This window comes from Acinetobacter amyesii, from assembly GCF_002018365.1.
Classification (GTDB): domain Bacteria; phylum Pseudomonadota; class Gammaproteobacteria; order Pseudomonadales; family Moraxellaceae; genus Acinetobacter; species Acinetobacter amyesii.
The window spans coordinates 116,713-141,149 of sequence record NZ_MVKX01000008.1; the positions used below are offsets into that span (position 1 = coordinate 116,713).

The following is a 24,437-nucleotide window of genomic DNA, read 5'->3' on the forward strand; positions in this document are numbered from 1 at the left end:
CATTGTCTCTATTGTTATTTTTCTACATTTTCTTTTGTTAAAAGCGGCATATTGCTAGTTTTTTATATTAATAATGATTATCATTTATTAGTTTTCATCCTACCTATTTTATTATTTCAATGAAAAAACTTTCCCCACTTTTTTTAGCTTGCTCTATTAGCTTTGCTGTTTCTTCTGCTTTTGCCCAAACTCAAAATTCACCCACTTTAACCGATACAACAGAAAAAAAACATTTCCCCTATGCTGCTGCATGTGAAGATGTCAAAGCGCAAAGCCAAATATTATTAAACCTACAATATCAGTTAGATCATAATCCAAAACAACATGCTCAAATTCTTGAAGATTTTTGGAAGCGTGTAGAGCTTATGGGTACACCAATCATTGAAAACTATGATGAACAACATAGCCGCATAGTTTTCTTATGGAAAGGTGCGCAGCATAATGTTCGTCTGATTGGTGGCCCAAGTAATGACCATGAATGGTTGACGCGCCTACCGAATACCGATATTTGGTTTAAAGAATCGATTATTGATCATCGTTACATTGGAAGTTATAGCTTTGCTGTCGACTTACCGAATTTAGAAGGTTATCTGTCAAATTATTGTCCGCATCTGAATCCAAAACTTAAAGAATCAAGAATGCAGCGTCGTGCTGTGATACAGGTACAACGAATTGATCCTTTCAATAAAAACACTTATCTCGCAAGTGATGACACATCAGGCTTACGTAATGAAAATTTTGTGGCACTCAAAGATGCCCCGCCTTTTATTGATCCAAAACAATATCCAAATGTGAAACAGCCCCAATTACAAGAGTTTGTTCTAGATAGCAAAATTTTGAATAACTCACGTAAAATCCAAATTTACCAATCTAAAGCTAAGAAAAATCAAAGCTATATCACTGCAATATTTTTTGATGGTCAGCAATATAACGAATTGCTGAATGTCCCAAAGGCATTAGACATTTTAGTTGAGCAAGGTCAATTACCGCCAATTCAAGCCATATTTGTGTCTCCACCGAACGATCAGGAACGACCTAAAGAATTAACACCAAATGTAAAATTTTCAGCATTTTTTAGTGATGAACTGATGCCTTGGATTCAAAAAAATGCACCTGCAAAAGTCTATTCGAAAAAAACGGTATTGCTCGGGTCAAGCCTTGGTGGTTTAAGTTCAGCTTATTTAGCCTTAGAAAATCCAAATCTAATTAGTCATGTCGTACCTTTATCTGGATCATTTTGGTGGCAAAATGCAGCGACAGACCTCCCAAATGGCATGAGTAAAATCATTCGTGATAAAACCTCACAACCTAAACAGCATTGGTTTATTACCGCCAATAGTTATGAAAGCTCACGAAATAATAATGAACTGAGTATTTTAGAGACTTCGCCTATTGTTGCAGCCGACTTAAAAAATACAGGTCATGATGTGCATTACCAATCGTATATAGGCGGTCATTCCTACGCGGTATGGCAAGTTGCCTTACAAGATGCGCTCAAACATTTTTTTGCACACAAGTAATTTATAAAAGTTTTGCTCATAAAAAAGCCCTCAATTGAGGGCTTTTTTTGAAGTTGGTATTAATTTAATTCCAGCGGTTTATGCGTTTAAAGGTTCCAAAATCATTGAAACGTACACCAACCTCACGCATGACTTGGTGTGCAGTTTTTGCAGTTAGGTGACGAATATAAAACGGCTCTTTGACCACAAAATGGTGGATGGCATGGGTCGAACCGAAATTAAAGCAAAATACTTGCATTGGGAACAACCACCAAGGATTTAACACCTGAGTTTGTTTAATGACATCACGTGGGTCAATATCACCATAATAATGCATATTTGAGCTGATAAATTGTAAGCAGAAAGAGCGTATAAAGTTCGGAATAATCCAAACCACAGCTAGAAAATTAATCGTTGGAATTAACTTCACTAAATTGACTGACCAACTAATACTTTGTCCTAACATTGGAGCAATACCATTCACCACATGATAAATGACAAATACATACCAAATGCCGTAATAAACAAAACTCAAAGGAAAAAATCCAGTCAGTTGAGAGAACAATGCAGTTTTACGTTCTTTTTCAGGTTGTTTTTCAATGAATTTCCCAATCATTTTAAACATTTGAAATGGGCGCAAATACACCGTCATCAATTGATCGCTCATGACCAATATACGACGTAATCCCCACGGCATGCCATTACTGATGCCCCGTTCTTCCAAGTCGTATTCGGAACCTGAATACTTATGATGATTGAGGTGTAAACGACGACGTGCCCAAGGACTAATAGTATTGGGACGTGCTAACCAAACCAAGGCCAACATGAGATGATGAGCCCACGGCGTCTTTTTAAAATACATATAATGAATCAGGTCATGTTCTAATTCATGTGTCAGTGAAGCAAACATCGCCACCAAAATCACACAAGCCCATGTCGGTAAAATGCCAGCAGCAAATGCCCAAGCTGAACCCAACATTCCCAGTAGCGCAAAAATAAGGATGGCTGCGCCTATAAAGTTTTGATGTTTTAAAATGGGATATTGCTGACGTAAGTCTTCACCAGCTTTCGTTACGACAGTTCTGACTTTGTTAATTCGCTGTTGATCTGTCATATCGGAAGACATAGACATAGTACAAACCTAAAAATTAATGAACAGTTGTACATTAAAGCAAATTAAAAAAAAGGAAATCGCTATTTTGAGAACAAATCATCGTCTGTTCAAATATTCAACATTTTATTTATTTTCAATATCTTATTTATAAATAATCTGAGTAATTACTCCAATATTTCTTTGCAAAGTCGGCTGCTTTTAATGCCTTTTCATCACAGGTTTTCTGTATTCATTTTAACATTCAGAAGGTTGTGAATATCATTTGAGAATAAAAAAGCCCCAATATTGGAGCTTTATTATTACATAAAGGTTTAACCCAATTTATTCACGATCTTCAACGGCAATACTTTCATCGCAAGACCTAGAGGCAACCACGGCCATTGTGGTACATAGGCTTTAACCGGTGCTTTCTCAATGGCTTTTGCTAAAAGATGTGAACCAGTTTTTTCATCGACTTCAAATGGTAGTTTTTTCGCACCTTCATTGATCTCTGTACGAATATAACCAGGGAAAATAGTCGTCACTTTAATTGGGGTATCAATCAGCTCTGCACGAATACCTTCAGCTAGAGCAGCAACACCTGCTTTACTTGCACCATAAGCCGTTAAATGTTTAGGCATACCGCGCATAGCACTCATTGAAGAAATCACCACCAAATGCCCTGCATTTTGGCTACGGAAAATTTCAACCGCAGCTTCACATTGCGCTAATGCAGAGATAAAGTTAGTTTCAACTGTGGCACGGTTAATTTCAAAATTGCCTTTACCAATACGACGACCTTCACCGACACCTGCGTTGACAATAACACGGTCAATACTGCCAAAATCTGCTTTAAAGGCACGGAACACTTCAAACACTTGATCGTAATTTGTGACATCGAGGGTTTTCGCAATCACTTTGATGCCATATTGGCTTTCCAATTCCTGTTTTAGCGTTTCTAGACGCTCTAAACGACGTGCGCAAATGGCCAAGTTGTAGCCTTTTTGGGCAAACTCGCGTGCCATTCCTGCACCAATCCCTGAGCTTGCACCTGTAATTAAAATTGTTTTAGCCATGATAATTCCTTTGTTTATCTTAGATCCAAGTCAATAAATTTGGATCAACTGCTTTTATAAAATGGTGTTCATTTAAACTGAGTAATTGCGGTTCATTTCCAACTAAACGCAGTGTTGTCATACTGGTATTGGCAATGGCCCAATTGAGTGCAAATGTTTTTTCAGGACTCAGCCCTAAAATTTTACCGACTGCAACAGAGATCACACCACCTGAACTAAACACAACGGCATAGCGTGGTTTGGTTTCAGCCAGTTGATTGCATAATTTTTCTAGCGCTGTTTCGACTCGATTTTTAAAATGTGGCCAAGATTCATCGTATTCATGATGAAATTCTCCACCTGTCCAACGCTCTATGGCACCTTCAAAAATTTTGGATAAATAAGCACGCGGGTTTTCATGCTTAGATACATCTTCTTTTAATAAATGCGGCTGGTTAAATCGAGGTTCATATTGAGCAAAAACTTGCTGATGATTAAATTCATTCCACGCGTTATTTGTGTCAACTTGTGCTTCTGGAAAGCATTCAGCCAATGCAAGATTGGCTGTTTGTTGATGACGTTGCATGGAGCCCGCAACCACATAAGGACTTTCTTTTAAAATACGGTCGAAATACTGTCCCAACACTTTAGCCTGTAGCTCCCCGTTGGGAGAAAGCTTGTCATAGCTTTCTGCACCAAAAGAAGCCTGACCGTGCCGAATTAAATATATCGTGGTCATTTCCCTAAAATATCCTTCATTTTTTCAATATATTTTTGTGCCACATCATTGGCTTCAAGTTTTTGCAAACCGATGAGTTTTAAGGCACGAATATGTAAAGCATGGATCACAATCCAAAAATCTTTAAATGCCGGATTATTGGTTTGTTTATGGTAAAAGCGATAATAAATTTGCTGTGCGATCACAGCCAAACGGAAAATGCCGAACACTTCATAAAAGGTCCAATTATCCGTTTGAAGACCAGTTTTTTCTAAGTAATATTCAACGACTTCTTTACGGCTAAACATGCCTTTCAAGTTAGTCGGCTGACGGCGTGTCGCTTTAAAAATTGCGTTATCGCCACTTTCAACCCAATACGCCAAAGCCGAACCTAAGTCCATCAATGGATCACCCAGTGTTGCCATTTCCCAATCCAATACACCGATCACTTGGGTTGGGTCATTTGGATCTAAAATCACGTTGTCAAAACGCCAGTCGTTATGAATCACACAGGTTTTAGAGTCAGCAGGAATATTGTCTTTGAGCCAATTACGGACATATTTAAAAGAAGGAACATTTAAGGTTTTGGCTTTTTCATAGCGTGCGTCCCAACCTTCCACTTGACGACGACAGTACCCGTCGCCCTTGCCTATTTTTTCTAAAGCTGTGCCTTCATAAGGCACTTGATGCAGTTCAATTAACTTATCGATGACGTTGGTACACAACGCTCGAACTTGAGTTTCATCAAAATTGATTTCTTTGGGTAAGTTTGCACGTGGAATGATGCCTTCTACCCGTTTCATTACATAGAAATCACAGCCAATAATTGATTCGTCCTGACATAGCGCCACCATTTCAGGGAGTACAGGATAAAATTCAGATAATGCTTTCTGTACGTTAAATTCACGTGCCATATCATGTGCAGACTTGGCTTTGGTACCTTTCGGTGGACGACGTAAGATTAAATCAGCATTGTCGTATTTTAAGCGATAAGTCCAATTTGATGCGCCACCTGAATATTGAGTGACTTCAACAGGCCCTTCTATTTCAACGCCATGTTCAATCAACCAATTGCCTACGGCACGTACATCCAGTTCTTCACCCTCACGAACTGAACCGCCTACATCGATCACTGACATGCTTTTCTTCCTAAATTTGAATCTATCATGATGATAAAAATATAATTTTCTATAGTTTTATAGCATGGACAACTCGGGGTTGCCATGCCAAATATGTGACTACAACTTGTTTATTTTTTACGGCGGCTGCTGTAACCGCGCTTTGCCAATTCTAATTTAGCAATCATACCTTTATGCACTTCATCAGGGCCATCAGCTAGACGCAGTGAACGTGCTTGCGCAAAGAAACCTGTGAGCGGTGTATCTCGAGAAACCCCAGCACCACCGTGGATTTGAATCGCCATATCAACGACTTTTTCTAAGACACTCGGCGCGACCACTTTAATTGCAGAAATCTCGGTTAATGCAGCCATATTCCCTAGAGTATCCATTTTATATGCTGCATAAAGGGTCAGCAAACGTGCTTGATCAATCGCAACACGCGCTTCTGCAACACGCTCTAAATTGCCACCGAGTTTTAAAATTTCTTTACCAAAAGCTGTACGGCTCATACCGCGGTCAATCATCAGTTCTAGCGATTTTTCGGCAGCACCAATACAACGCATACAATGATGAATACGGCCTGGGCCTAAACGACCTTGTGCAATTTCAAAACCTTGACCTGCGCCTCCAATGAAGTTTGCAACAGGAACACGAACATTTGTGAAGCTAATTTCACCATGTCCATGTGGCGCATCATAGTCGCCAAACACAGGTAACATACGTTCGATTTTGACTCCAGCAGTTTCAACAGGTACTAAAACCATAGAATGCTGATGATGACGGTCTTTGCTTTCATCTGGTGTATGCGCCATAAAAATAATGATTTTGGCATTTGGATCACCTAAACCAGAAGACCACCATTTACGTCCATTCAACACAATTTCGTCGCCTTCAACGACAGCCGTAGCTTCCATATTGGTGGCATCACTTGAAGCAACAGCAGGTTCTGTCATACAAAACACCGAACGGATTTTGCCGTCTAGTAATGGTGTTAACCACTGCTGCTTTTGTTGTTCCGTGCCATAGCGCCAAATCACTTCCATATTGCCGCTGTCTGGTGCATTGCAATTGAATACCGTGGGTGCAAGTAAGCTACGGCCTGAAAGTTCTGCGATGTGTGCATATTCTTGTACAGATAAGCCTTGCCCAAGTTCAGGACATGGTAAAAACATATTCCATAAGCCTGCAGCTTTGGCTTTATCCTTTAAAACCTCTAACTGTGCCGGCCATTGCCATTTAGTCCAATCACCACCTTGGTTCAACTCATGAACTTCTGCCCAAAACTCAGTTTCTACAGGTTCAATTTCATCTTTAATAAATTTTTTTGTTCTTTCAATATAATCTTGTGCACGTGCTGAAAGTTCAAACATGACAACATCCTTTAAATATTCTGATCTTTACGCTTTACAACACCATAACCTGAAATCTAATATGAACAAAATGATTTAATTCAATAGATGAACATGAATAGTATTCATAAAAATACCGTCATCGATATGGGTGTTTTCCACCGTATGGATATCAATTTATATCCACTGTATATCGCAATTTATGAGCAAAAAAGCATTTCAAAAGCTGCACAAATTTTGTGTATTACTCAGTCTGCAGCGAGTCATGCGCTTCAACGTTTAAGACAACATTTACAAGATGACTTATTTGTACGTGCTGGGGCAAAAATGCTCCCAACACCATTTGCTGAACAGATCTATCCTGTAATTAAAAATGCGCTTATTGCAATTCAAAGCATTTCTATCCAAAAACAACAATTTACGCCGTCGATGGTGCAGAGCTTAAAAATTGCGGTACATGATGAAATTGAGCCGATCATTTTTCCCAAGTTAGTTGCACATTTTCAACAGCAGCAGTTTCAGATCCAATTTTCCAGTATTAAATTAGATCGTAAAACCATTGTGGCTGATCTAGCTGCACAGCAAATCGATTTTGCGATTGACCTTGAGCAAAACTTTGGTGAGAAAATAAATTTTCAAACCTTGGTTGAAGACCAATTCGTGGTTTGTAGTCAACATCCCAAGATGGATGAATCTATTTATCTTTCTGCTCCTCATATTGGGGTTTCTTCCCGACGTGCAGGTGTATTAGTTGAGGATATATATTTAAAGCGTAAAAAACACTCCAGAGAGATTTTTTTACGCTGCCAGCATTACTCTACTGCGCTACAAATTTTGGCACAGCAACCCAAGGCGATATTGACGATTCCACAAAATATTTTGACGCATTTACAGGTTGCTCCCGAACTGAATATTTTTGATGTACCTGTAGACTTGCCGAAAATTAAACTTGGGATGTATTGGCATAATGATTTGGAATTAAATTCACGGCATGTTTTTTTGCGAAGCGAAATTTCTAAAATTTTTGCTTAGGCTATTTTTATGATGATATATCAATTTGCTTAGGCTATTTACATGGGTTTATATTGAATTTTGCGTGATGAAACTTGCTGTATATTTATAGATCAAATGCTGATTATTTAAGGTATTTTTAACTGACCGTCGGTTTATTCGACAGCCATAAATCATGAGTTCTTATAAAATCTAAACTCCTGTTTTTATGCGATATGACCTCGTTCATATCATAGTGTATGCTTTCAAATCTCTCCGCGAATTGGCTCATGGCTTTAGGTGCTGTACTGTGCCTGATCACAGTCTATGTTCTTTATAAAGTCACCATTTTCTTAAAGGATTTTTTTCAACCCTTTAAGAAAGGAAAATCTTACCTCTGCCGTGTATCTGATATTAGTGATGGCGATACCCTCACCTGCTATCGGATGAATCTAAGACGTTCTAAAACCAAACTTCGCTTTGCTTATGTGGATGCACCAGAATCGACACAAGCCTACGGTAAAGAGTCCGCTCGACTGATCAAATCTATGGTATATAAGAAATTTGTTCGCGTAAAAATCACTGATGTAGACCGTTATGGCCGCTGCGTTGGGGTTATTTATCGCTATCGTAAATGCATGAATGAAGAAATGGTAAAACGTGGTGCTGCGTGGGTATACGAAGAATACATCCGTGACCAAAAGCATTTGAACTATATGATGAATTTACAAAGCAAAGCACGTAAGCAAAAGAAAGGTTTGTGGAAAGCCAGTCGTCCAATGCGCCCTAAAGAGTATCGTAAATTACATAAATAACAGACCACATTACAGCATCGCTAAGGAATATTTGATGACTTAGCCATGTCTAATATTTGACCTTTTTTTACTTCGCTATACAATAATGCTGCCCTTTTGGGTATAGAAAATAAATTAGATAATTAAAATTGGAATAATAATGACTGAACTTACTTCAAGCGAATTGAATCCGTTTCAACAAGATCAAAATATTCAGCCCCAAATTCAAAAAGCCGATCATCCTCTGTCTCCTGAGGGACGTTTTGGCCGCCTGTCCTATTTAGCGTGGTTATTTATCATTAGCATGATTTATACCTGTCTATTGGGCATCAGCGTCGCGCTGGGTCTTTTTGCATTTTTCAATTCAGCAGAACGTAGTATTGAAGCACTTTTTAATTCATTCTTAGGACTCAGTGCGATCGCTCTGATTGTCGTTTCTATCGTTGCAATGTTTGTCGCAATGATCTGCATTACGATTCGTCGTTTACATGATCTAAATAAAAGCGGTTGGCTCTGCTTAATTTTTCTCATCCCTCTGGTCGGTACCATCTTTAGCATTTATGTGATGGCTGCAAAAGGTACTGAAGGTGAAAATAAATATGGTATTAAGCGTCCAACGGAACAAACAGAGAAAGTTATTGGGTCATTGTATCTAATCCTGATGATTGTTTATTTGTTGGTCATGATCCCATTGATGTTCAATATGCAAAGTATGATGAGCAATTTAGAACAAGCCCAATTACAAGAACAAGCAATGATGTCTGAAGGTGAACCTGAAGAATTAACAGATGAACAACTTGCGGCTTATTTAGAGCAAGCTGAATCAGAAAGTGAAGAACTTGCTTATGCAGATGGTGAAAGTGTAGGAATTTCAGAAAATGCAGACAGCTCAGCGGAAGATGCAGCAATTGCAGCTGCAGAAGCTTCTGTAGAATAAACACGTATTGTTTAAGGTATCAATTCAACGATATGCATTGAACGATAAGCTTTAAATGAAATGTTATGCAAGAAAACCTGTGTGCGCACAGGTTTTTTTATACCTGTTTTTTATGCTTTGAGTTGTTCACTTGAATTCAAAATAAATTAGGCGTAAAGTTGCGATAATTTAGTTACCCTAGTTAACTATCATGAATTCCACATTAGGTTTCCGCTCTTCACTTCTACGCTGTGCGCGTCTAATGAGTGATGAAATCAACACGATTTTATTGCCCTATCAATTGAACTATTCACTTTGGCAAGTCATGTTTGTCATCCGTGAAAAAACCGCTTGTACATCTATTGAAATGGCGGAATATTTAAACGTATCCAAGCCATCCATCACTAAGCGTGTCAAAATTCTTGCGCAGATGGATATTTTGAGTCATGTACAAACTGACGATAAACGTCAAAAGAAAATGATGCTCAGCGAGACTGGACGTGAGTTATTTCAGCAATGTGCAAAAGACATAGATGCCTTTGAGCAGCGCTTGATCGCGCCATTAGCTAGCCAAGATATCCAACACTCTATTCATATTTTACACCGTGTCATGCAAGAACTTGAACAAAACACTGTAGGTGATGATCATGCAAGATAAAGCACCACTTTGGACTCGAAATTTTATTTTAGTCAGCGCCATTAACTTCCAATTGGTTTTAACCTTTTATCTCTTGGTTGTGGTGATCGTGGGCTATGCGGTGGCTGAATTTGGTGCGACAACTGCTCAAGCCGGTCTAGTTTCAGGCTTGTTCATTGTCGGCACATTGGTCGGGCGTTTATTGGTGGGTAAGTTCTTAGAACGTTTTGGTCGAAAAACAACACTGATCGTTGGTTTAATTGGCTTTTTAGTCTTTTCTGGTTTTTACTTCATTCAGTTTGGCGTCGGCATGTTGCTTTTCATACGCTTTATGCATGGCTTTATGATGGGTATTGCATCAACAGTGCTGGGTACCTTAATTGCCCAAATCTTACCAGCGACACGTCGCGGTGAAGGCATTGGCTACTACAGCATGAGTAGTACGTTAGGTACGGCTATTGGGCCATTTCTTGCCATTTGGATGATGTTACATATTGGTTATCATGCGATTTTTATTGTTTCAACAATTATCGCATTGAGCTGCCTATTGGTTGCCTTGCTGATTCAAGTGCCCGATTTACCCAAAATCAATAAACCCCTCGATACTGTTGAAGCCGTCAAAAAACCAAGTTGGATTGCTCAATTTGTAGAGCCTAAAGCATTACCGATATCATTCATCATGCTTTTCGCTTCAATCTGCTATTCAGGTGTTTTATCTTTCATTAACTTCTATGCCAAAGAAATCGATTTGGTTGAAACAGCCTCGTTTTTCTTTTTGATGTATGCCATTGCGATTTTAATTTCTCGCCCATTTACAGGCCCGTTGATGGACCGTAAAGGTGAAAATATTGTGATCTACCCTGCTTTTGTGATTATGGGCGTGGCATTGGTATTGCTCAGCATCACACAGAGTTCATGGATGCTTTTACTTTGTGCAGGCCTACTTGGACTCGGTTATGGCAATATTCAGTCGGTCTGCCAAACAGTTGCGGTAAAAAGTGCGCCACTTGAACGTATGGGTTTTGCCACTTCGACTTTCTTTATCTTTTTGGATGCCGGCTTAGGCTTTGGACCATACTTTATCGGTAAATTGCTCGACCATATTGGCTACTCACAATTGTATTTGTATAGCGCATTTGCTGCCTTTGCATGTATTGGTGCCTACTACATTTTACATGGTCGTTATACCGTTCGAACTGCTTAAACTGTATCTAAACATCAAATCGTCGGCTGAAACGTCGACGATATTCTAAGGGGCTCAGCCCCGTTTTTTTTTGAAATAACCGTCGAAATGAGCTTGGGTCACTATAGCCGACATCTCGCATAATCAGATCTAAAGCGTGTCCCGTTTCTTCTAAACGCTTTCGTGCAGCTTCAATCCGTATTGATTGTAAGTATTGATTGGGAGGAATATCCAAAGCCGTTTTAAAATGTCGAATCAATGTCCTTGTTGTCACATTAAACTGCGCCGCAAGTTCATCTAAGACAATATTTTCATGATAATGTTGTTCCAACCAATCTTGAACTTTTTGCACCAAACCATCCTGATGCGGTTTAGATATTTTCAATAATGAATAGGACAACTGACTATCACGACGATAATCCAATACAAATGATTTTGCCGTGTGGATTGCCGTTTCAAAACCATAAAAACGTTCTATTAGGTGCAGTCCCAAATCAAACCATGCTAAGCCGCCTCCAGCACAGTAAATATTTTGATCATGGCTAATGAGCTGATCTGCATTCAGTTTGACCAAAGGATAGCGTTCACGAAACATTTGCTGAAAGCCCCAATGTGTCGTTGCCTGTTTACCATCTAAAAGCCCTGCTTCTGCCAGAAAAAAATTACCCGTACAATTTCCTGCGATCAGTCCGCTCTGCAATTGCCGAGTTTTTAATAACTCGATCAGTGCTGAATTTTGCGCTAAAACATCTAAGATCAGCGCGCCTATCGTTGGGACAATGATGATATCTGCATCTGTTATTTCATAAAATGCTAGATCGGCATAAAGCTTGATGCCATTGATACATTGCACAGCTTGACCATGTTGTGAGGCAATTTTGACCTGAAATAGCCGCTGCACATTTTGTTTTTGAATCCGGTTCCAACTGACTCCCGCCATTGCAAAGAGATCAACAACTCCAGTAATCGCAGAAGCCAAAGCACCATCAAATGCTAAAATTATGATTTTCTTCATTTAAAGTTCAAATTATCAAAATGTCATTTTTGACTTATTAAGTGTCATTATTGACAATTTTATATCCAAAAATCAACTGCTAGTCTTGATGCATAAAATTCAACCCGATTAGAGATTGAGCAATGGCGCAGTTAATCAATGACAAAGATTTAAATTTTTTGCTATTTGACGTGTTTAAAGCGCAAGACTTAACGCATTACCCACGTTTTTACGAGCATGATGCTGAAACCTTCAAAAGCATCCTAGAAACTGCACAAGGTATTGCTCAAGACTTTTTTGCACCCCATAACGCAACAGCCGATCAAAACGAACCTACGTTTGATGGTCAACAGGTTAAAACCATTTCAGAAGTCAAAACGGCATGGAAACAATTTGCAGATGCCGGCCTGCTTTGTGCGCAGCATGATTATGATGCAGGCGGTATGCAACTTCCGACTTTGATCAATATGGCTGCTAATGCCTATTTCATGTCGGCAAATCCATCGTCAGTGGCTTATTCATTTCTAACCGCTGCAGCTGCAAATGTAATTCAAGCTTTCGGTACGACTGAACAAAAAGATAGGTTTGTACCGCATATGTTCAGTGGTCGCTTTGCTGGAACGATGGCCATGACTGAACCGGATGTGGGTTCATCTTTAGGTGATTTGACCACAAAAGCCATACCACAAGCCGATGGAACCTACCTCATCAAAGGCCAAAAGATGTTTATTTCAGGGGGTGACCAAGACATCACTGAAAATATCGTGCATTTGGTCCTTGCTCGGATACAAGATGCACCTCAGGGCGTGAAAGGTATATCGCTGTTTATTGTTCCGAAGTTTAAAACCCTAAGCGATGGTTCACTTGCAGGCGCCAATGACGTTCAACTGGCTGGCTTATTACATAAAATGGGCTACCGAGGTACTACATCGACAGTACTGAGCTTTGGTGAAAAAGACCAATGTACTGGCTATCTGATTGGTGAAGCAGGTGCTGGACTTAAATATATGTTTAAGATGATGAATGAAGCACGAGTCGGTGTCGGCTTAGGTGCAGCCATGATTGGATACCGTGGCTATTTAGAGTCACTCGAATATGCCAAGAATCGTCCACAAGGCCGCTTAGTATCAGATAAAAATCCTGCCGCTAAACCTGTCAATATCATTCAACATACAGATGTTAAACGGATGCTTTTGGCGCAAAAATCTTATGTGGAAGGCGCACTTGCGTTATGTTTATTTGCTGCACGATTAATTGATGAACATCAAGCCGCTAACAATGAAGACAGCGCGCTGTTATTAGATTTAATTATCCCTGTCGTCAAATCATTCCCTTCTGCCTATGGGCCAAAAGCCAATGATTTAGCCATCCAAGTTTTAGGTGGCGCTGGCTATACCCGTGAATATCCGCTTGAACAATGTTATCGCGACAACCGCTTAAATCCGATCCATGAAGGTACATTTGGGATTCAATCTTTGGATTTGTTGGGTCGTAAGCTTTGGCAGCACAACAGCAAAGGTTTAATGCTGTTATTACAACGTATGCAAAATACGATTGATCAAGCTCAACATCCAAAAACTCAAGCGCTTGCAGCGATTTTTTCAGCACATTTAAACACGGTGAAGAAAACCACACAAAGTTTGGGACAAGTCCTCGCCCAAGGTCGTGTCGATCAGGCACTGGGAAATTCTGCGTTGTATCTAGACATGATGGGCAAAGTCATCATTTCATGGCTATGGCTTGAAATGGCCAATCAAGCCCTTGTGAAATTTGAACATTCAGATTTAGCTGAAGATCAACAATTCTTAGCAGGTAAATTACAAGCCACGCAATATTTTATCCGCTGGGAATTACCTGAAATAGAGCACCAAGCCAAGTTATTGCTAGAACTTGATGATACTTGCCTCAACATGCAAGAAAGTTGGTTCTAGCCACCCGTTTAGCTCAGTCCTCAATGGGCTAATCTGGACAAGGTTTTCACGGATGAAAATCTTGTCCAACCCTATCTATTTCAATAAAAACTACAATAAAAAAGGAACTTAGTTTTCGTTCCTTTTTTATCGAAATTGTGTGTTATACGCTGCAATTATTGAAAGACTTTAAAACGAGCGGCATCATCCATATAGCCTTTTTCTTTCGCTTCACCTTCCACTGAACCAAAAACCAATTGAGCACGTAGTTTCCAATGCCCAGGAATGTCCCATTCAGCATGCACTTGTTCATCCACAATTGGGTTGTAATGCTGTAATGATGCGCCTAAACCTTCGGTGTGCAATGCGGTCCAAGTCGCAAATTGGGCAATGGCAGTTGAATGTTCAGCCCAAATCGGAAAGTTTTCTGCATAAGAAGGAAACTGTGCTTGTAGGCCACTGACCACATCTAAATCTTCAAAGAACAGAACTGTACCTAAACCTGCTGCAAAACTTGCCATTTTAGCCGTCGTCTTCACAGCACTTTCTTCATCTTTTGCATAAGATTTTAATTTGTCAGCGACTAAGCCCCAAAATTTTTCGCTTTCACCATTAAATAAAATAACAGCACGAGAAGATTGTGAGTTAAATGAAGACGGGCTTTGTTTAATCGCGGTTTGGATCAAATCAGTTAAATATTCTGTGCTTTGGCTTACATTGTCCCCAATAGCATAAATAGTGCGACGTTTGCTTATCAGGTCAATAAACTGATTTGACATATAAAATGGTCCTATAAAATAAAATGTGCAGATGAGTTAAATACGTTTGGAATGATAAAAATCGCTACTTTTCCAAATATTGGAATGCTTCACTTGCTTGATGGGTCACTATGAAACAGTCACTTGCCGAAGTAAATCTGAAGTTCTGCTGTACATATAAAAAATCCTCCTAAGCGGAGGATTTTTCGACTAAAACTCTATGAAGTTTAGAATTTTGCTTCTAGTACATTCGCTGACACTTGGTTTTTCCAAAGCTCACGTAAAGTCGGTAGATAGAATTTTTCACCTAGCTCAACCAATTCTGCATCAATCAAACCATGAACTTCATGCATGAATAGATAATCCAGTTCAACAGTTTGTAGTTTTGACTGTGCTTTTTTATATTCTTTACGCTTTTGCTGTGCTTTTTTTACCAAGTTATCTGCATAAGCACGGTCTTTATATTGTGCAATAGCATTCAAACGTAGTTCGATTACGCCCCAACAACTGAGTAGCAATTTAAATTTTTCAAAATCTGCCGTTGTTGATTCCCAGCTCATTTCTTCTAGATTTTCATTTTCAGGCAAAACTGGTAGCAAAAGCTCCATAACGCTTGGAAAAATCTTTTTAAAATTCAAAACAAATTTAACAGGATGCTCGCCTGGATAGTCTTTAAATTGAACGTTCTTTTGGACATCTGTCAAATAGATGGTGAGCATTGGGGGGAAATCCTTAAATAAAACACTGTCTTGCAAATATTTATTCAAACAAATGTCAAATAGCAACGAAAACAGAAAAAGAAAGGCATTTTAACAAGTGTGCCAATGAATTCAAAGCCCAATCCTATGAATTACTCGCTTCATACTCCGGCCTTGCTGCATTTTGTTCGTTGCCCTATTTTTAATAAACCGTCCTGTTTATATACATGCATTTCAAGATGACTATGATTCAAAAAAATATGTGTTAGCCAGTATTTAGCGATAAAAAAGAATTAAAAAGTTATCCAATAAAAAGAGAGGCTGAGTATGAGTCAGCCTCTCTTTTTATTTTCAAACACTCTAATTGAATGATCTCAAAACTATTTATTTGGTATTGGGTGAAACCATTTGCTCAGGACGAACCACTTCATCAAATTGCTCTGCAGTGACTAAACCGAGTTCTACCGCAACTTGTTTTAGAGTTTTGCCTTCTTTATATGCAGTTTTAGCAACTTTTGCAGCATTTTCATAACCAATTACTGGGTTGAGTGCCGTAACTAACATTAATGAATCATGTAAGAAATGATCGATTTTTTCACGGTTTGGCTCAATGCCTACTGCACAGTGGTCATTGAAGCTATTACATGCATCACCGAGGAGTTGAATAGATTGCAATAAGTTAAAGGCAATAACCGGCATAAACACGTTTAATTCAAAGTTACCCGATGCCCCCGCAACATTAATGGTTGTGTCATTCCCAAGTACTTGAGCAACCACCATCGTCATAGCTTCACTTTGAGTTGGATTGACCTTACCTGGCATGATGCTTGAGCCTGGCTCATTTTCTGGAATGCGTAGCTCACCAAAACCACAACGTGGACCACTGGCTAACCAGCGCACATCATTGGCGATTTTATTTAAACTTGCAGCAAGTGTTTTTAACGCACCCGAAGCAAATACAGCAGCATCACGTCCTGCAAGTGCTTCAAATTTATTTGGCGCAGTTACAAACGGCAGACCCGTTTGTTTCGCAAGTTCTGCTGCTGCTTTTACAGCATATTCAGGATGTACATTCAGACCTGTACCGACCGCTGTACCACCTAGTGGTAATTCATACAGTCCTTCTAAAGCTTGATTTAAACGCTTCAAACCATGATCGAGCTGTGAAACATAGCCGCTAAACTCTTGGCCTAATGTTAAAGGCGTTGCATCCTGTAAATGTGTACGGCCAATTTTAACAATATCTTTAAAATCGTTAGATTTAGCTTCTAAGGTATTACGCAGTTTTGTTACTGCAGGAATTAAAAGCTCATTGATTTGTAGGCTTGCAGCCACATGGATTGCAGTTGGGAAAGAATCGTTGGTCGATTGAGCACGATTGACATGATCATTGGGATGCACAGGCTTTTGTGAACCCAATGGATTACCCAGTTTTTGATTGGCAATATTGGCAATTACCTCATTACAGTTCATGTTACTTTGCGTACCTGAACCAGTTTGCCAAACTACCAGTGGAAATTGTGCATCCCACTGCCCTGAGATCACTTCTTCGGCTGCATTGACGATATAACCAGAAAGTTCTTGAGGGATTTGACCCAATGCTGCGTTAGTAATCGCTGCTGATTTTTTGACGAGACCCATTGCACGAATCATCGGACGTGGTAAACGTTCACCACCAATTTTAAAGTTTTGCAAACTACGCTGTGTTTGTGCACCCCACATCGCATCGCTAGGTACTTCAACATCGCCCATTGTGTCATGTTCAATACGTGTTTGCATAAATGACCTCATATCCTTATCTATAAACTTGAACGTCTGTGCAGAATCAAACTCTGCTGATAAATACAGTTTAGGTAACTTGCCTAGCTTTGTAAATAATAACCATTATCAATTATAAGTGGTTTATTTGATAATCTTTATCGTGATTTTATAAAGAAAATCATGCACGATGATTAAATTTACCGAAAACAAGACGAGTTAATTACCTCTTAATGTTTGTTGATAGAAACGCCATTCATCTTCTAGCATTTTCTTTAAATCTTGTTCAGGCTGCCAATCAAAAGTACTTTTCGCCTTCTGTGTGCTTGCCCCAAGCTGGTCATATTCATGGCTTGGGTAAAAAGTAGATTCGACCGTCTTAATCTCCGCCTGTGTCACTTCTGAAAGCGTATCCAACAGTTGCTGTATCGAAACCAACTCACCTGAAATATTAAAGGCCTCGCAAGTAAATTGTTGCTGCGACAACCATTGCAAACATTGCCACACCGCCTTACAGCAGTCGAGTACATGCAAGAAACTCCGTTCCACAGTACCATCTTCAGTTTTAGCTTGTTTGCGAAGTTCGATAAAGTCTCGTTGTAAAGCCCCGACTTGCATCGCAAGCGGCACGATATTTTTCGGCAATGGCGCGACAAATTCGCCTAATATGGCATGCTCGAAAGCACCTGCGACGTTTCCTAAACGCAAAATCGCAATTTTCCACTCATTATCGGTACGTGCCGTATCCCGTATAATTTCTTCCACCATTTGTTGAGATTTCACATAGGGATTTGGATAGGTAAAATTGATTTCTGTGTCTTCTGTTAAGTCTGCCGAAGACTGACCATATACCGCCAAACTTGATAAATGGATCAGTGTTCGTACACCTGTTCGCTGCATGGCACGCAGCAAACTCATGATACAGCTGACATTATCATTATAATATTCAAGTGGTTTGAGGACGGATTCTTCCAATGACTTAAAGCCTGCCGTATGAATGACAACATCGACGGTATATTGTTCAAATACTTTATTGAGAGCGGGAGTATTGCGAATATCGAGTTTAACAAAAGGCACATACATGCCTGAAATAAATTCTAATCGTTCAAGTGTTTGTAAATTTGCATTGGATAAATTATCCACAATAATGACTTCTTGACCTTGAGCCATTAAACTCAAGGCTATATGTGAGCCTATAAAGCCTAAACCACCAGTCACTAAAATCATTGTTTAGATACTCCTTATAGTTATCAAGCTTTTACAACTCTTTGGCATCATCTTGGTGTCGTCACCAACTTATCTACAGATCTAAATTTTGAAACTTCGCCTCAGCATTTTTTATGAGCCGAACAATCTGCAAGAGCATTCTAGTTTTATCTTACTGCTTTAGAATTTTGACTGTGTTGCAGTTATGGATATTAACTGTATTTGATTTACGACAAATGACCTAGCTAGCGATCAATTTTGAAGACATCACAAGTTTTCGTGGTAATTGAGCGAACAACTTTTAGAAGAAGATATTTAAAAATAATCACACTAGAAAGCATATTTCACAGCAAAAAAAGTATTAGAAGTAATCTACTCTAATGAGCAAATGGAATTGAGCAGTCTGACTATTTTTTGAGGTAGAGAATCTAGATGTGAACGCCAGATGAATCATTAGAATTATTCATCTGGCAAGATATTGGCAATGTAACTGCAACAACTGTAACCGTTTGAAATCGCAAAATCTAAGGAACTTAATTAATTTAGCGGATATAGCCTTTTTTGATCATGGCTGAAAATAGAAATTCGTAAATTTTTAAGATCAATCTCACCAAATGAGCCCCATATTTTCGCCATAAAGACAGTCCGACAAAATTAAGCAAAACCGCAATAATCAACGCGCCTGCCATATCCATTGGATAATGTACACCTAAATAAACTCTCGACCATGCCACAAGAAAAGCGAATGCGAGAAATACATAGCCGACAGCTTTTTGCTTTGAAAATAAATAAGAAAATGCAATCGTGCTAAAAAATAGCATGTGATCACTCGGGAAGGATCCATTCGGTGAATGTTCTATAAACGTGCGTCCAACGTCCAAGACAAAAGGCCTTGGATAGTAAAAGAAACTTGAAATCACTTGGCTGATTAGAAATGCGACGATAGTAAACACAGTGGCTTTAACGATTTGCTTTTTTGTATCAAAACTTCCTTTAAACCAAGCCAAAAACATCAAGAGAATCACGATATAAAATAGATCATTGGCAATAAATATGGCAAAAGAAATAGTGAAATCTAAAGCATTGTCCGAAGCATTGATTGAATTAAATAAACTTAAATTAAATTTCTCTATATTCATGAGATGGTTTAAAAAATGAAAAGATCATAGCATTCTACAAAATCAAAAATTGCGTTTTATTCATATAAAGATTTTTCAGTATGTAACTGGCCAGTTTATTTATGAAAAGTGATGGCTTGAGGCTGAATCCCAAATAAATCAAAAGTTATATTTGAAGAAAAATTGGCAATGACTTCGCTGCCTAAATAAGCAAAACTTTGCAAATATTCAGATCATTGAGTAAATCATTGTATACTAGCTTTTTCTTCTGAACTCAGAACAAACTGTCGATTTAGACCGTTTATTCATTTAGTGAATTTCGATGAGTACTCTATTACTAATTACCTCCTCACCCACTTCGATATTGGCTTGGCATGCTTTGGGTCTTGCCCAAGCGCTGAAGCAGAAAGGCGAAAACTTTCGGGTTTTTTTCTATCAAGATGGTGTAAATGTCGCAAATGCCCTGCAATGGGTGCCAGATGATCAACGCAAACTCAGTAGTGAATGGCAAAAACTCGGCATTCGTTTACCTGTTTGCGTAAGTGCAGCTCTCGCACGTGGGATCACAGATCAGGAAAATGCACAGCGTCACAATATTCAGCAACATAATCTAGCTGAGCAATTTGAACTTGTAGGCCTAGGCGAACTTGCCGATGCCGTACAAGCTGCCGACCGTTTATTGCAATTCTAAGTATTTTGATTGCCGCGCATTTGTAGTATTGAAAAGGAAAATTACGTGAAATCTGTACTGGTTGTTTTAACCCATGCAAATCTTGCAAGCTTACAAGTACATGAAAGTCTTTCTGCGACCATGGTTCTTGCAACCTTCGGTTGTGACGTTAAAGTGTTGCTCAAAGATGCTGCGCTAAGCTTACTTCAAGCCGAACAAGAGTTTAGTCAGCTCAAGCATGCATTTAAACTCGCATCCAACATGGTTGATAGCTTTGAGTTTTATGATCTCACCCCGATTTATATTGAACAAAAAAATTCACAGCACCCATTTGTGATCAACAGTGAGCAAGAGCTTGAGTTTATTCAATTCAATACCGAATTAATTCAACAATTTGATCATGTGTTGTATTGGTAAAAGAGGAATGATGATGTCAAATTCTACGCTGTATTTAGTCCAAGCCAGCTATGCCAATACCCTACAGCACATCCAGCAGTTAGCCAGTTTAATCAACCCTGAAGATGCGATCATCTTGATGGGTGAAGCAGTCTTACATATTGCAGATGAACAAATTCAGCAATTTGGCACATGTTATGTACTTGAAAATGATGCTGAAATTTTAGGTAAAAGTATGAATTATAGTCATATGAAAGTGATCGACTATGCCGCTTTTGCTGATCTATGTCTGAGATTTAAACGATGTATTTCACTCAAATAATTTGAGTAAAAGCGACCCATTTCTACAATCTTCTCTTTTGGAACGAATATGAATCTTGAATTAGACCAAGATGGCCATTTGGTGGATTACACTATTTGGAATGAAACTGTTGCCCAAGAACTGGCTAAGAGTTTAGAACTTGAGTTAAGCCCTTGGCATTTTGAAGTTTTACAAGCTGTTCGACAGTTTTATCAACAGTTTGGTCACTCGCCGGCAACTCGCCCACTCATTAAATTTTTAATGAAAACGGTGAGCGCTGATATTAATAATGCGGTGTTACAAGACAAATTTAACACGGGTTTGGTCGCTCGACATTTAAGTCGTTTAGCGGGAATCCCTAAGCCTGCAAATTGTTTGTAATTTTAAAGCAATCTAAATACAGCTTAGGCTATTTTAGCAAGATGGATGCAAATCAGCATTTTAAATAAAGCCATCAAACAGCTTAAGCAGGTTTTAATTGATTTAGAGCGATGTAATAGGCTTGGGTAAATATCGGTTTGACCTGTTTGGCTTGGATCGGTTCGGCACAACATGAGCACACTAAAACCGGTTTAAATTTTTGCCCACATGCCTGATGGACATATTCAACTGGTGATCCCAAGCCCTGATCCATATATTGATCGGCCCAATGGGTCATAGCTAGAAGGATGGGATACAAGTCTAAGCCTTTTTGCGTCAGTCGATATTCAAAACGTTCCTGACGTTCGACATACGCAACTTTGGTTAAAATACCCTCTTCAACCAAACGCTTTAATCGGTCGGATAACACATGACGCGTCACACCGAGATTTTGTTGAAAGTCATCAAAACGTCGAATGCCCATAAACGCATTACGGATAATCAACATGGTCCAACGGTCCCCTAGCACTGAAAGCGCACGAGCGATTGAACACGGTTGTTGACCTATATCATCCCATTTCATTTTATGAACCATCAAAAATAACGACCAACACCCAATTTAATTCATGCCTGTTGATTTTGCAAAATCCTTTTCAATAATCTTTGAGGTACAAATCGTAAAATCCACCTTCATTTCCAATCATTTATTTCATCGGTTTGATCTGTGAATGAACTAAAAATGTATTTTATCTTTATTGTCCTCAATTATTTCTAGCCATGCACGCGTTGCGGGACTCATGGCAACAGTGGTATTCCAGGCCATACTGAGCTTCCAGTCTAGGTTTGGATTTTCTAATTCAGCCATATGGTATTTTGCCGCATCAAGTTGTTCACAATAAATTTTAGGCAGAAGTGCAATCCCGACATTTGAATCCACCATTTTTGCGATGAAGTCCCACTGGCTACTTTTACACACCACATTGGGCTCAAATCCGACGTAATTTGCCGCCTGTATAATGATGTCATTGAGCGTAAAGGTATCGTCATACAATAAAAAAGATTCTTCTTTTAATTCAATCAACGAAACGGTTTTTCGCTTACGCCACTGTGAGTTTTTTTTGGATAATAAACACAAAGGTGACTCCATCACTGGAATACCGCTCAACACCGGTTTCAAGTGACCCAAAATAATCCCCACATCGACCTGTTTTTTTAAAATGGCACTTTCAATACCCGTCGCCCCAACCTCAAAAAAGCTCAGTTCAATATTGGGGTATTTTTTATGAAACAACGCGATTAACTGACTAAACAGCACCGATGCCAATGGCGGTAAACCTAGGGTCAATTTACCATGTTTTAAGGCACGAACTTGGGTGACAGTATCAAGCATCCGTTGTTGTTCATTCAATATCACCAAAGCATGCTGATAAATCTGCTCTCCCATATAGGTGAGCTGCGCTTCCCTTTTACGCCCTGCTTCACCTTTATGAAATAAAGGCACGCCGATCTCATCTTCTAACTGACGAATTAATTTACTAATTGTCGGCTGAGTGACAAAAAGCGCTTCTGCTGCATGACTAAAACTCTGTTTTTGTACGATGGTCACAAAGACTTTTAGGCTTTTAATGTCCATTATTATTCCATTCAAGCATAATTAATAATTAATTATTCATAATTATACAGATTATGCACTTTTAAAATAGCGTCATCTCCTATTCTGCTGTTGTCTCATGGATACGTTTCCACAATCTACTTCCAAATTTACCCAGTTTCTTAAGACTTTAGCGCAGCTAAGTTTATTGATATTGATCTGGTGGATCGGCTCTTGCATTCAATCATGGTTTAACTTGCCGATCTCTGCTGGCGTGATTGGTTTATTGCTCCTATTAGCTGCATTGTTGAGTGGTTTATTTAAAATGCAATGGGTCAAACAAGGCTCAGATTTTATTTTGGCTGAACTGGTTTTATTCTTTATCCCCTGTGTGGTTGGGTTAATTAAATATCAAAATTTATTACTTAGCTCTGGCTGGCAGTTAATTTTAGCCGTGGTACTGGGTACCATCTGTGTCATGGTGTTTACAGCATTTACGGTTTATTGGGGCTTTAAACTCGAGGCAAGACTTAAAGCGAAACACCAAACTGCGTCAGATCATAATGTCAACACAGCAGGTAAAACCTTATGAACGATTTTGGGTTGAACAGCATCTCTGTATTGTTTTTCGTCCTAACCCTTGTCGGTTATATTTTGGCGAAAAAGCTGCATCGTAAGTTACCGTATATGGTTCTTTCCCCTGCACTATTCGTCCCATTTGTGCTGATTATACTCATGCTTTGCTTTCATATTTCATATGACACTTATATGCAAGAAAGCCAATGGATTGTATGGATGCTCGGCCCTGCCACTGTGGCCTTTGCTATCCCCATCTATGAATATCGACAAATTATCCGTCAGCATGCACTGAGCATTAGTTTAGGCATCGTGATTGGTATGTTAGCAGGGATTATCAGTGCTTTTTATTTGGCACAGTTGTTTCAGTTTGACCAAGAAACGTCTTATAGCTTAATGGCACGTTCCATTTCTACCCCCTTTGCCATGGAACTTACCTCGAATATTGGGGGTTCAGTAGAATTGGTGATTCTATTTACCATGATTACTGGGATTGCTGGCGTGGCTTTGGCTGACCTAGTTTTGGCTGGGCTTAAATTGCATTCACGCTTTGCACAAGGTGCGGCTCTTGGCAATGCAGCACATGGATTTGGTACAAGTAAAGCATTATCACGTCATAAAGAAGAAGGTGTTGCAGCCTGCTTGAGCATGGTACTGGCTGGGGTCTTTATGGTATTGCTTGGGCCATCACTTATTCATTTGGTCATTTATCTATTAGGATAAAATAAAAAGCCCAGTGCAATAGC

The 24,437-nt window shown here is 39.2% G+C and carries 26 protein-coding genes; 13 read left to right on the forward strand and 13 right to left on the reverse strand.

The window, feature by feature from the left end:
* Positions 1-119: 119 nt before the first annotated feature.
* Positions 120-1,520 (forward strand): alpha/beta hydrolase-fold protein, encoded by a 1,401-nt coding sequence (locus B1202_RS12645; protein WP_078190966.1) that lies wholly within the window; start codon positions 120-122, stop codon positions 1,518-1,520.
* A gap of 64 nt (positions 1,521-1,584) precedes the next feature.
* Here the strand turns inward: B1202_RS12645 and B1202_RS12650 are convergent, their stop codons facing one another.
* From B1202_RS12650 to B1202_RS12670, 5 genes are all read right to left on the reverse strand, one after another.
* Positions 1,585-2,631, reverse strand: coding sequence for a fatty acid desaturase (locus B1202_RS12650; protein ID WP_078190967.1), 1,047 nt, complete (start codon positions 2,629-2,631; stop codon positions 1,585-1,587).
* Positions 2,632-2,924: 293 nt separating this feature from the next.
* Positions 2,925-3,668 carry an SDR family oxidoreductase gene (locus B1202_RS12655; protein WP_078190968.1) on the reverse strand — a complete coding sequence of 248 codons (744 nt, stop codon included), beginning with the start codon at positions 3,666-3,668 and terminating at the stop codon, positions 2,925-2,927.
* 19 nt (positions 3,669-3,687) lie between these two features.
* Entirely contained in the window at positions 3,688-4,386 is a 699-nt protein-coding gene (locus B1202_RS12660; RefSeq protein WP_078190969.1) for a histidine phosphatase family protein, read from the reverse strand.
* Complete coding sequence (locus B1202_RS12665) at positions 4,383-5,504, reverse strand: phosphotransferase family protein (RefSeq protein WP_078190970.1); 1,122 nt, start codon at positions 5,502-5,504, stop codon at positions 4,383-4,385. The genes B1202_RS12660 and B1202_RS12665 overlap by 4 nt, the downstream gene beginning before the upstream one ends.
* A 110-nt stretch (positions 5,505-5,614) precedes the next feature.
* Complete coding sequence (locus tag B1202_RS12670; protein ID WP_078190971.1) at positions 5,615-6,856, reverse strand: acyl-CoA dehydrogenase family protein; 1,242 nt, start codon at positions 6,854-6,856, stop codon at positions 5,615-5,617.
* 93 nt (positions 6,857-6,949) lie between these two features.
* On the opposite strand from B1202_RS12670, the gene B1202_RS12675 reads away from it, so the two are divergent.
* From B1202_RS12675 to B1202_RS12695, 5 genes are all read left to right on the forward strand, one after another.
* Positions 6,950-7,867: a LysR family transcriptional regulator gene (locus tag B1202_RS12675; protein ID WP_078190972.1), complete on the forward strand. Its 918-nt coding sequence runs from the start codon at positions 6,950-6,952 to the stop codon at positions 7,865-7,867.
* A 218-nt stretch (positions 7,868-8,085) separates the two neighbouring features.
* Entirely contained in the window at positions 8,086-8,640 is a 555-nt protein-coding gene (locus B1202_RS12680; protein WP_078190973.1) for a thermonuclease family protein, read from the forward strand.
* Positions 8,641-8,779: 139 nt separating this feature from the next.
* The gene (locus B1202_RS12685) at positions 8,780-9,556 is read left to right on the forward strand and encodes a DUF805 domain-containing protein (RefSeq protein WP_078190974.1); all 777 of its coding nucleotides are present in this window, start codon (positions 8,780-8,782) and stop codon (positions 9,554-9,556) included.
* 190 nt (positions 9,557-9,746) lie between these two features.
* Entirely contained in the window at positions 9,747-10,193 is a 447-nt protein-coding gene (locus tag B1202_RS12690) for a MarR family winged helix-turn-helix transcriptional regulator (RefSeq protein WP_078190975.1), read from the forward strand.
* Complete coding sequence (locus tag B1202_RS12695) at positions 10,177-11,376, forward strand: MFS transporter (RefSeq protein ID WP_171262653.1); 1,200 nt, start codon at positions 10,177-10,179, stop codon at positions 11,374-11,376. The genes B1202_RS12690 and B1202_RS12695 overlap by 17 nt, the downstream gene beginning before the upstream one ends.
* A gap of 7 nt (positions 11,377-11,383) precedes the next feature.
* On the opposite strand, the gene B1202_RS12700 is transcribed toward B1202_RS12695, so the two are convergent.
* On the reverse strand, positions 11,384-12,370 hold the full coding sequence (locus B1202_RS12700; RefSeq protein WP_078190977.1) for a GlxA family transcriptional regulator: 987 nt from the start codon (positions 12,368-12,370) through the stop codon (positions 11,384-11,386).
* A gap of 122 nt (positions 12,371-12,492) precedes the next feature.
* Between B1202_RS12700 and B1202_RS12705 the strand changes: the two genes are divergently transcribed.
* Positions 12,493-14,280 carry an acyl-CoA dehydrogenase gene (locus B1202_RS12705; RefSeq protein WP_078190978.1) on the forward strand — a complete coding sequence of 596 codons (1,788 nt, stop codon included), beginning with the start codon at positions 12,493-12,495 and terminating at the stop codon, positions 14,278-14,280.
* 155 nt (positions 14,281-14,435) lie between these two features.
* Here B1202_RS12705 and B1202_RS12710 read toward each other — a convergent pair whose 3' ends face one another.
* The 5 genes from B1202_RS12710 to B1202_RS12730 all read right to left on the reverse strand — a co-directional run bounded on the left by B1202_RS12710 (position 14,436) and on the right by B1202_RS12730 (position 19,818).
* A complete protein-coding gene (locus B1202_RS12710; protein ID WP_078190979.1) occupies positions 14,436-15,038 on the reverse strand; it encodes a nitroreductase family protein in 603 nt (200 codons plus the stop codon).
* A 206-nt stretch (positions 15,039-15,244) separates the two neighbouring features.
* The gene (locus B1202_RS12715) at positions 15,245-15,736 is read right to left on the reverse strand and encodes a hypothetical protein (protein WP_078190980.1); all 492 of its coding nucleotides are present in this window, start codon (positions 15,734-15,736) and stop codon (positions 15,245-15,247) included.
* Positions 15,737-16,099: 363 nt separating this feature from the next.
* Positions 16,100-17,494, reverse strand: a complete 1,395-nt coding sequence (fumC, locus tag B1202_RS12720) for a class II fumarate hydratase (protein WP_078190981.1) — start codon at positions 17,492-17,494, stop codon at positions 16,100-16,102.
* A 198-nt stretch (positions 17,495-17,692) separates the two neighbouring features.
* Positions 17,693-18,700, reverse strand: a complete 1,008-nt coding sequence (locus B1202_RS12725; protein ID WP_078190982.1) for an SDR family NAD(P)-dependent oxidoreductase — start codon at positions 18,698-18,700, stop codon at positions 17,693-17,695.
* Between the two features lie 521 nt (positions 18,701-19,221).
* A complete protein-coding gene (locus B1202_RS12730) occupies positions 19,222-19,818 on the reverse strand; it encodes a phosphatase PAP2 family protein (protein ID WP_078190983.1) in 597 nt (198 codons plus the stop codon).
* Between the two features lie 301 nt (positions 19,819-20,119).
* Between B1202_RS12730 and tusD the strand changes: the two genes are divergently transcribed.
* Genes tusD through B1202_RS12750 form a run of 4 tightly spaced genes read left to right on the forward strand, consistent with a single transcriptional unit; the run spans position 20,120 to position 21,545 of the window.
* Positions 20,120-20,488, forward strand: a complete 369-nt coding sequence (tusD, locus tag B1202_RS12735; protein ID WP_078190984.1) for a sulfurtransferase complex subunit TusD — start codon at positions 20,120-20,122, stop codon at positions 20,486-20,488.
* A gap of 45 nt (positions 20,489-20,533) precedes the next feature.
* On the forward strand, positions 20,534-20,884 hold the full coding sequence (locus B1202_RS12740) for a hypothetical protein (protein ID WP_078190985.1): 351 nt from the start codon (positions 20,534-20,536) through the stop codon (positions 20,882-20,884).
* 13 nt (positions 20,885-20,897) lie between these two features.
* Positions 20,898-21,185 carry a DsrH/TusB family sulfur metabolism protein gene (locus tag B1202_RS12745; RefSeq protein ID WP_078190986.1) on the forward strand — a complete coding sequence of 96 codons (288 nt, stop codon included), beginning with the start codon at positions 20,898-20,900 and terminating at the stop codon, positions 21,183-21,185.
* A gap of 48 nt (positions 21,186-21,233) precedes the next feature.
* The gene (locus B1202_RS12750; protein ID WP_078190987.1) at positions 21,234-21,545 is read left to right on the forward strand and encodes a TusE/DsrC/DsvC family sulfur relay protein; all 312 of its coding nucleotides are present in this window, start codon (positions 21,234-21,236) and stop codon (positions 21,543-21,545) included.
* A gap of 82 nt (positions 21,546-21,627) precedes the next feature.
* On the opposite strand, the gene B1202_RS12755 is transcribed toward B1202_RS12750, so the two are convergent.
* A complete protein-coding gene (locus B1202_RS12755) occupies positions 21,628-22,107 on the reverse strand; it encodes a winged helix-turn-helix transcriptional regulator (protein ID WP_078191046.1) in 480 nt (159 codons plus the stop codon).
* A gap of 150 nt (positions 22,108-22,257) precedes the next feature.
* Positions 22,258-23,157, reverse strand: coding sequence for a LysR family transcriptional regulator (locus tag B1202_RS12760; RefSeq protein ID WP_078190988.1), 900 nt, complete (start codon positions 23,155-23,157; stop codon positions 22,258-22,260).
* Positions 23,158-23,254: 97 nt separating this feature from the next.
* Here B1202_RS12760 and B1202_RS12765 point away from each other — a divergent pair, with 97 nt between their 5' ends.
* Both B1202_RS12765 and B1202_RS12770 read left to right on the forward strand, forming a co-directional pair.
* On the forward strand, positions 23,255-23,707 hold the full coding sequence (locus tag B1202_RS12765) for a CidA/LrgA family protein (protein WP_078190989.1): 453 nt from the start codon (positions 23,255-23,257) through the stop codon (positions 23,705-23,707).
* Positions 23,704-24,414 carry an LrgB family protein gene (locus B1202_RS12770; protein ID WP_171262654.1) on the forward strand — a complete coding sequence of 237 codons (711 nt, stop codon included), beginning with the start codon at positions 23,704-23,706 and terminating at the stop codon, positions 24,412-24,414. Before B1202_RS12765 ends, B1202_RS12770 begins: the two co-directional genes overlap by 4 nt.
* Positions 24,415-24,437: the final 23 nt, after the last annotated feature.

What these genes read in the sequence shown, in the direction of transcription:
- B1202_RS12645 (WP_078190966.1), top strand. Translation starts at nt 120, where the DNA reads ATGAAAAAACTTTCCCCACTTTTTTTAGCTTGCTCTATTAGCTTTGCT.
- B1202_RS12650 (WP_078190967.1), bottom strand. Translation starts at nt 2,631, where the DNA reads ATGTCTATGTCTTCCGATATGACAGATCAACAGCGAATTAACAAAGTC.
- B1202_RS12655 (WP_078190968.1), bottom strand. Translation starts at nt 3,668, where the DNA reads ATGGCTAAAACAATTTTAATTACAGGTGCAAGCTCAGGGATTGGTGCA.
- B1202_RS12660 (WP_078190969.1), bottom strand. Translation starts at nt 4,386, where the DNA reads ATGACCACGATATATTTAATTCGGCACGGTCAGGCTTCTTTTGGTGCA.
- B1202_RS12665 (WP_078190970.1), bottom strand. Translation starts at nt 5,504, where the DNA reads ATGTCAGTGATCGATGTAGGCGGTTCAGTTCGTGAGGGTGAAGAACTG.
- B1202_RS12670 (WP_078190971.1), bottom strand. Translation starts at nt 6,856, where the DNA reads ATGTTTGAACTTTCAGCACGTGCACAAGATTATATTGAAAGAACAAAA.
- B1202_RS12675 (WP_078190972.1), top strand. Translation starts at nt 6,950, where the DNA reads ATGAATAGTATTCATAAAAATACCGTCATCGATATGGGTGTTTTCCAC.
- B1202_RS12680 (WP_078190973.1), top strand. Translation starts at nt 8,086, where the DNA reads ATGCTTTCAAATCTCTCCGCGAATTGGCTCATGGCTTTAGGTGCTGTA.
- B1202_RS12685 (WP_078190974.1), top strand. Translation starts at nt 8,780, where the DNA reads ATGACTGAACTTACTTCAAGCGAATTGAATCCGTTTCAACAAGATCAA.
- B1202_RS12690 (WP_078190975.1), top strand. Translation starts at nt 9,747, where the DNA reads ATGAATTCCACATTAGGTTTCCGCTCTTCACTTCTACGCTGTGCGCGT.
- B1202_RS12695 (WP_171262653.1), top strand. Translation starts at nt 10,177, where the DNA reads ATGATCATGCAAGATAAAGCACCACTTTGGACTCGAAATTTTATTTTA.
- B1202_RS12700 (WP_078190977.1), bottom strand. Translation starts at nt 12,370, where the DNA reads ATGAAGAAAATCATAATTTTAGCATTTGATGGTGCTTTGGCTTCTGCG.
- B1202_RS12705 (WP_078190978.1), top strand. Translation starts at nt 12,493, where the DNA reads ATGGCGCAGTTAATCAATGACAAAGATTTAAATTTTTTGCTATTTGAC.
- B1202_RS12710 (WP_078190979.1), bottom strand. Translation starts at nt 15,038, where the DNA reads ATGTCAAATCAGTTTATTGACCTGATAAGCAAACGTCGCACTATTTAT.
- B1202_RS12715 (WP_078190980.1), bottom strand. Translation starts at nt 15,736, where the DNA reads ATGCTCACCATCTATTTGACAGATGTCCAAAAGAACGTTCAATTTAAA.
- fumC (WP_078190981.1), bottom strand. Translation starts at nt 17,494, where the DNA reads ATGCAAACACGTATTGAACATGACACAATGGGCGATGTTGAAGTACCT.
- B1202_RS12725 (WP_078190982.1), bottom strand. Translation starts at nt 18,700, where the DNA reads ATGATTTTAGTGACTGGTGGTTTAGGCTTTATAGGCTCACATATAGCC.
- B1202_RS12730 (WP_078190983.1), bottom strand. Translation starts at nt 19,818, where the DNA reads ATGAATATAGAGAAATTTAATTTAAGTTTATTTAATTCAATCAATGCT.
- tusD (WP_078190984.1), top strand. Translation starts at nt 20,120, where the DNA reads ATGAGTACTCTATTACTAATTACCTCCTCACCCACTTCGATATTGGCT.
- B1202_RS12745 (WP_078190986.1), top strand. Translation starts at nt 20,898, where the DNA reads ATGTCAAATTCTACGCTGTATTTAGTCCAAGCCAGCTATGCCAATACC.
- B1202_RS12750 (WP_078190987.1), top strand. Translation starts at nt 21,234, where the DNA reads ATGAATCTTGAATTAGACCAAGATGGCCATTTGGTGGATTACACTATT.
- B1202_RS12755 (WP_078191046.1), bottom strand. Translation starts at nt 22,107, where the DNA reads ATGAAATGGGATGATATAGGTCAACAACCGTGTTCAATCGCTCGTGCG.
- B1202_RS12760 (WP_078190988.1), bottom strand. Translation starts at nt 23,157, where the DNA reads ATGGACATTAAAAGCCTAAAAGTCTTTGTGACCATCGTACAAAAACAG.
- B1202_RS12765 (WP_078190989.1), top strand. Translation starts at nt 23,255, where the DNA reads ATGGATACGTTTCCACAATCTACTTCCAAATTTACCCAGTTTCTTAAG.
- B1202_RS12770 (WP_171262654.1), top strand. Translation starts at nt 23,704, where the DNA reads ATGAACGATTTTGGGTTGAACAGCATCTCTGTATTGTTTTTCGTCCTA.